This window comes from Mycobacterium sp., assembly GCF_025965855.1.
Taxonomy (GTDB): Bacteria; Actinomycetota; Actinomycetes; order Mycobacteriales; family Mycobacteriaceae; genus Mycobacterium.
Window position 1 is genome coordinate 1 of sequence record NZ_JAOPWB010000285.1, and the last position, 5,981, is coordinate 5,981.

The 5,981-nt window shown below is 66.3% G+C and carries 8 protein-coding genes; 3 read left to right on the forward strand and 5 right to left on the reverse strand.

Annotated features, from left to right (window positions below; genetic code table 11):
• Together JWP83_RS24290 and JWP83_RS24295 are read right to left on the reverse strand one after the other, a co-directional pair.
• On the reverse strand, positions 1-499 hold a 499-nt coding region (locus JWP83_RS24290), incomplete at its 3' end, for an LLM class flavin-dependent oxidoreductase (RefSeq protein ID WP_297736095.1).
• 139 nt (positions 500-638) lie between these two features.
• On the reverse strand, positions 639-1,262 hold the full coding sequence (locus JWP83_RS24295; RefSeq protein WP_297736099.1) for an NAD(P)-binding domain-containing protein: 624 nt from the start codon (positions 1,260-1,262) through the stop codon (positions 639-641).
• 96 nt (positions 1,263-1,358) lie between these two features.
• Between JWP83_RS24295 and JWP83_RS24300 the strand changes: the two genes are divergently transcribed.
• A complete protein-coding gene (locus JWP83_RS24300; protein WP_297736103.1) occupies positions 1,359-1,841 on the forward strand; it encodes a MarR family winged helix-turn-helix transcriptional regulator in 483 nt (160 codons plus the stop codon).
• A 643-nt stretch (positions 1,842-2,484) separates the two neighbouring features.
• Here JWP83_RS24300 and JWP83_RS24305 read toward each other — a convergent pair.
• From JWP83_RS24305 to dapB, 3 genes are read right to left on the reverse strand one after another with little or no spacing between them, the layout of a single operon-like run.
• Positions 2,485-2,940: a flavodoxin family protein gene (locus tag JWP83_RS24305; protein WP_297736106.1), complete on the reverse strand. Its 456-nt coding sequence runs from the start codon at positions 2,938-2,940 to the stop codon at positions 2,485-2,487.
• On the reverse strand, positions 2,937-3,413 hold the full coding sequence (locus tag JWP83_RS24310; RefSeq protein WP_297736109.1) for a hypothetical protein: 477 nt from the start codon (positions 3,411-3,413) through the stop codon (positions 2,937-2,939). The genes JWP83_RS24305 and JWP83_RS24310 overlap by 4 nt, the downstream gene beginning before the upstream one ends.
• A complete protein-coding gene (dapB, locus tag JWP83_RS24315; RefSeq protein ID WP_297736112.1) occupies positions 3,410-4,144 on the reverse strand; it encodes a 4-hydroxy-tetrahydrodipicolinate reductase in 735 nt (244 codons plus the stop codon). Before dapB ends, JWP83_RS24310 begins: the two co-directional genes overlap by 4 nt.
• 165 nt (positions 4,145-4,309) lie before the next feature.
• Between dapB and JWP83_RS24320 the strand changes: the two genes are divergently transcribed.
• On the forward strand, positions 4,310-4,654 hold the full coding sequence (locus tag JWP83_RS24320) for a DUF732 domain-containing protein (RefSeq protein ID WP_297736114.1): 345 nt from the start codon (positions 4,310-4,312) through the stop codon (positions 4,652-4,654).
• Positions 4,655-4,775: 121 nt separating this feature from the next.
• The coding region (locus tag JWP83_RS24325) for an HNH endonuclease signature motif containing protein (RefSeq protein WP_297736117.1) at positions 4,776-5,981 on the forward strand (1,206 nt) is incomplete at its 3' end.

Consider the following 5,981-nt stretch of genomic DNA (forward strand, 5'->3'; position numbering starts at 1 on the left):
GCGAGAAGAACGCGCTGTCCCAGGACACCGGGGTGGTCGTCCACCACTCGTGCAGGAACGCCAGCAGGTCATCGAGCATCTGCCCGCGCCGGCGCCAGTCCGCGCCGCGGGCGATGTCGTGTTCGTCCTTCATCCACCCGATTCCCACGCCAACGTCAAGGCGGCCGTCGCTGAGCACGTCGAGCGTGGTCAGCAGCCGGGCCAGGTGCGGCGGCTCGTAGTAGAACGTGCTGAGGGTGCTGGCGTTCAGCCGCACCCGGCTGGTCGCCGTCGCGGCGACGGTCCACAGCAGCACCGGATCGAGGTAACGGGTCATCTGCGGCGGGTACGGCTGCTCTTTGCCCGGATAGATGCTGTGCATATCAACCGGCGTGACCAGTCGATCGCCGACCCACAGCGTGTCGTAGCCAAGGTCCTCGAGTCCGCGGCAGAACGCGCTCAGACCAGCGGCGCCGCTGACAGCGGACCCGACTATGGGAATTGCGAAACCAAGCTTCATCGCGAGAATCCTCTCCAGGCAGACCATCGTCCGCCAACATTGATATCTGGCATTAGCGAGTCCTTTCGGTGATCCATCAACCATTGTCAGGGCGCAGGCGCCCCTGTTCGTTCACGGCTTGGACCGGCGGCGGTGCCGCTCAGCCGGGAACGGTGGCGCCGAGGGCGAAGTCGTAGTTCCCCACCCCGTGGCTGGCGAGGCCCATCACGACCAGGCCCGTTCCTTCCAGCCAGTGCGCCATGTTCAAGCCGCCGACGTCTAGCGGGCGCAGCTCGAGGCTCTCGATGAACTCCGCCACGCCCGCCTTGGCGCGCGCGTCGTCGCCGGCGATGAAGACGTCGAGCGGCCGGCCCTGGGCCAGGACAACACCGAAGATGGTGTTGAATGCCTTCACCACGCTGGCGCTGGCCGGGGCGGCCTTGGCAACTTCCTGCGCGATCGAGGTGCCATCGGGGATGGCTAGCCCGTCGGCCGCGGAATTGAAGGGGTTGCTGATGTCGACGATGACCTTGCCCGCGAGGGCGTCTCCGTACTGGGTGACTACCGGAACGACATTGGCGTACAACAGGGCCACGATGACGATGTCCCCGGCCGGGACGGCGCCGAACTGTCCCGTCGTGGCGCTGCCGCCGAGAGCCTTGGCCAGGTCAGCGGCCTTGGACTGATCGCGGCCGATGACCTCGACGGTGTTGCCGCCCGCTACCGCCAGCGCGCCGATGGCGCGGGCCATGTTCCCGGTGCCGATGATGCTGATACTGCTCATGAGGTGTCCCGTCCTGACTGACGATCGAAAAGGTTGACTCGTCCACCTTAAGCAACGTTTGTTGATGCGTCAACCAATCGGGTAGCATGGGGGCTGATGGAACCGAACTGGCTGAACCCTCGTGAAGACCGCGCCTGGCGGGCCTTCCAGCACGCGCATCATCAGCTCGACGTGCACCTGAACCGGGGCCTGCAGGAATCGGGCCTGTCCGGGGCCGACTACGAGGTCCTGGCGGTGCTCTCGGGTCACGACGGGGACCGCATGGCCGCCCGCGACCTGTGCAACACACTGGGCTGGGAGAAGAGCCGTGTCTCCCACCAGGTGCGGCGCATGCAGAAGGACGGCCTGATCGGCCGCGAGCCCAACCCCGACGACGCCCGCAGCACCATGGTCTGCCTGCTGCCGGCAGGCCGCGCCGCCATCGAGAAGGCGGCGCCCAGGCACGTGGAGGACGTCCGCCAAAACTTCATCGACCTTCTCACCCCGGCTGAGCTCGACATGCTCGCCGCCCTCAACGAACGAGTCCTGCGCCACCTGGCCAAAGACGACGACTCCCCCGCCGACGACGAGCCCTCATAGCCTTCATCAGCCGTGAGCCGTGAGCATTTCATCCCCCCGCATCCCGGGTCTTCGGTAGGGATCGGCCAGGCAGATGCCACCTCGATCGGGCTGCTACTTTGATCTGCACAATTGAGGCTTACTGCTGCATGGAGTCCACAATCTCGGTAAGCAATTACTACTTTGAGATTGGCGACAGCCGTGCAGTCGGCAGGGCTCTCGATATACGGAGCACCATTTGCGAGTCTCTGCTACAGCGATGCGAAACCCTTGCTAAAACTACCAAATCCGGCACCCCGCGTCCCCCAGGGAAAGCGACGACACCAAGCAGCCCTTCCGCCGCACCGGCAGTCCCCTCGCGAGCACTCTCAGATCGGTGTCGAGTTCAGGTTCCAAGTTGGGCTCAAACCACTGGCCACGAACCGCTAAGGACCTCGAACCCCGCTACTTCGGCTTCGGCCTCGGCGGGAGCAGCAATCGTGGTCATGTGTTGGAGATTAGAAGGGGCGACCGGCGGCGCGGACGGAACGCCCCGGATCCATTGCGCGACGGAGCGCAACCGTGACCACAGCGTGTTCATCTTGTGCAACCAAGGCCCGGGGCGGGGGTCTGCGGCACCCGGATGCTGATCGTGGCCGCGCCGACCACCAGATGGCCGAGCAATTCAATCCATCAACGTCGCCGCGACCGTCGCGCCGAGGTTCCAGCAAGCCTCCACGTCAGACTTACTCGGCTTGCCCATCACCACGACGGTCTCAGCGGCTTTCACCCAGCCAAGTCCGGCGGTGATCCCGTCGACCGCGCGCTCTGCTCCCTCGGTGCCCTCGTTGCCGTGTAGCCACAGCCCGAACGGCCTGCCCCCCGTCGAGTCGAGAAGCTGGTAATACGACTGGTCGAACGCAAGCTTGAGCGCACCGCTGATATAGCCGAGATTGGCTGGGCTCCCCAGTAGGTAGCCGTCGGCCTCCAACATCTCGACCGGGGACACCGTGAGAGCCGGTCGCCGGACAACCTCAACACCCTCGATCTCAGGGTCGGTCGCACCGGCCACCACCGCCTCAAACAGCTCCTGGCAGTGCGGCGACGGGGTGTGGTGAATGATCAACAGGGTCTTGCTCATCGGCCGGCCTGCGGTGCCCGGTGTAGTTCCAACGCCGTTTTCATGGCCTCCCGCGCGCGGCGGCGGTCCCCCGCGTAGTCATAGGCCCGGGCCAGCCGGTACCAGCGCCGCCAGTCGTCGGGGTCGGCCTCCACCTCGGTGCGCACCGTGGCGAACAACGCGTCGGCCGCGTCCCGCTCGATCCGGCCCGACGGCCGCCGCGGCAGCGCGCTGGTTTCGAGTTCCATTCCGTCCTCGGCGATCAGGCGGGCGAGCCTCTGATGGCCGAAGCCGGCCCGCAGGGTGGCGACCATCGCCCACAGCCCGATGACCGGCATGATCAGCAACGCCGCGCCCAGGCCGGCCGCGGCAACCCGGCCGGACGCGATCATCGCGAACGCCAGGCGGCCCAGCAGCGCGAAGTACGCCAGCATCGCCACGCACATGAACGCGATCAGCAGCTGGATGCGCAGGGTGCGGACGGTTTCGTTCATTTCAAGTTGAGCAGGGTCTCGAGGCCGACCGTGAGGCCGGGGCGTTCCCTGATCCGCCGCACGGCCAGCAGCACGCCTGGCACGAACGACGTGCGGTCCAGGCTGTCGTGGCGGATGGTCAGCGTCTCCCCCTCGGTGCCGAACAGGATCTCCTGATGGGCGACGAGCCCGGCCAGCCGCACGGAGTGCACCGGTATCCCCTCGACGTCGGCGCCGCGCGCACCGGGCAGGCTGCTGCTGGTGGCATCGGGGTTGGGCGGCAAGCCCTTTCGGGCCTCGGCGATCAGTTTCGCGGTGCGGGCCGCGGTGCCCGACGGGGCATCGGCCTTGTGCGGGTGGTGCAGCTCGATGACCTCGGCCGAGTCGAAGAAGGGCGCCGCCTGCTTCGCGAAATGCATCGACAGCACCGCCCCGATCGCGAAGTTCGGCGCGATCAGCACCGACGTGTTCTTATCGGCCAGCCACGACCGCACTTGCTCGACGCGCTGTTGGGTGAAGCCCGTGGTGCCGACGACCGCGTGAATTCCGTTGGCGATCAGGAACTCTAGATTGCCCATCACCACGTCGGGGTGGGTGAAGTCGATGACCACCTCCGTATCGCCCTCGGTCAGCAGGCTCAGCGGATCACCGGCGTCCACCTCCGCGGACAGGGTCAGGTCCTCGGCGGCCTGCACGGCCGCCACCATCGTCGACCCGACTTTGCCCTTTGCCCCCAGCACGCCTACCCGCATGGCTTTCACCCTAGACTCCGTATCCGGCCTGACCACGTGCGGTGTTAGCCAGTTGGACACGCTGATGTCATTGGCTCGTGGGCCTATCCGCTGGCGAGTTTGTGGAAATTGCTCCAAGATATTGAGCATTCAATTCGGTTCGCTTCAAGCAAAGGAGAAGGAACTATGGCGGCACATCGGCGGTATGGCCGATTTAAGGGCTTAGCGGCAATAATCAGCCCGCTTCTTGTCGCCGGTGTCGTCTGCGCCAGCCCGGCTCAGGCGGACGCCGCCTCCTATCTCAATGACCTGCACAACGCGGGGCTACATGACTTCGGCGGTGGCGACGACGCGCTGTTGCAGACGGGCCAGAGATTGTGCCAGCAATTGTCGTACGGCGTTCCTCCCGGACAGCTACAGGCCATGGCGCTACAGAAGTCCGACGCCGACCTGGGTCCGAATGGGCTTAACCTCCAACAGGCCGACCTACTCGTTTACTACGCCCAAGCCGATCTCTGTCCCAGCTCCTGATCGTTGCGTTACTAAGCGCAATGCGCGTCTTTATGACGCTCCGTTATCCACAGTCCGGTTTTTATCCACAGGACCGCCTTTTTCGATAGCCGCGGTCTGCGCCAACCGATAAAATTCGAACATGCGTTCGATCACCGCACCGGCCGAGCTGGCTTCCGCGCTGGATCAGCTCGACGCGGCCACGGCGAAGGTCGCCGGGCTGAACTTCGCCGCCCTCAGCCCCGCCGTCCGGCTGCGCGCGCTGGAGCGGATGGAAACGTCGCGCCGCCGCCAGGTCGCGGTGAGCCACGACGTCATCGCCGGCCTGGCAGACGAGGATCCCGCCGACATCGGCGGGCCGGTCCACAAAGTGGTGGCCGACTGGCTGCGGATCAGCTGCGCCGAGGCCGGCCGTCGGCTGCGCGACGTTGCGCAGCTTTCTCCGCGTGCGACCCTGACCGGCCAGGAGCTGCCGCCCGAGCTGCCGGCCACCGCCGAGGCGTGGCGGGAGGGCATGCTCGATGGGCAGCACCTGCGGGTGATCCAGACGTTCGTCCGTGACCTGCCGGAAGCGATACCGGTCGACACGGTGGAAAAAACCGAGCGGTTTCTCGCCCGGCAGGCGCTGAAGTTGCGCCCCGACCAGTTGCAAGGGGTGGCGAACCGGTGCGCGCTGCTGATCAATCCCGACGGTAAGTTCTCCGACACCGACCGCGCGCGCCAGCGCGGCTTCACGTGGTGCGGTCAGCGCGCGGATGGCATGAGCATCGGCAAGCTGGTGGCGTCCCCGGAACTGCGCGCCAATATCGATGCGTGGCTGGCGCGTTTCGCGGCCCCCGGCATGTGCAACCCGGACGATCAAACCCCTTGCGTAGACGGCGAACCCGCCGAGGAGTTCGCCGGCAGGGACACGCGCAGCCACGCCCAGCGCCAGCACGACGCGCTCAATGCCCTGGTGCGTAGCCGGCTGGGCGATCCGAAACTCGGTGTGCACAACGGGTTGCCGGTGACTGTCATCGTGTCGACCACGCTGCAGGAGCTGAGTTCGGGCGCGGGCCGAGCCGTGACCGGCGGCGGGACGCTGGTGCCGATGGGCGACCTGATCCGGATGGCCAGCCACGCCTATCACTACTTGGCCGTGTTCGACGAGCACTCGAGCCGGCCACTGTATCTCGGGCGGACGCGGAGAATCGCCTCGCCGGATCAGCGCATAGTCCTCTACGCCAAGGATCGCGGCTGCACCCACCCGGGCTGCGACGTGCCGGGGTATTGGTGCGAAGTCCACCATGTCGACGAGTGGGCGACCGGCGGCCGGACCGACGCCGACAGGCTCGCCTTCACCTGCCCG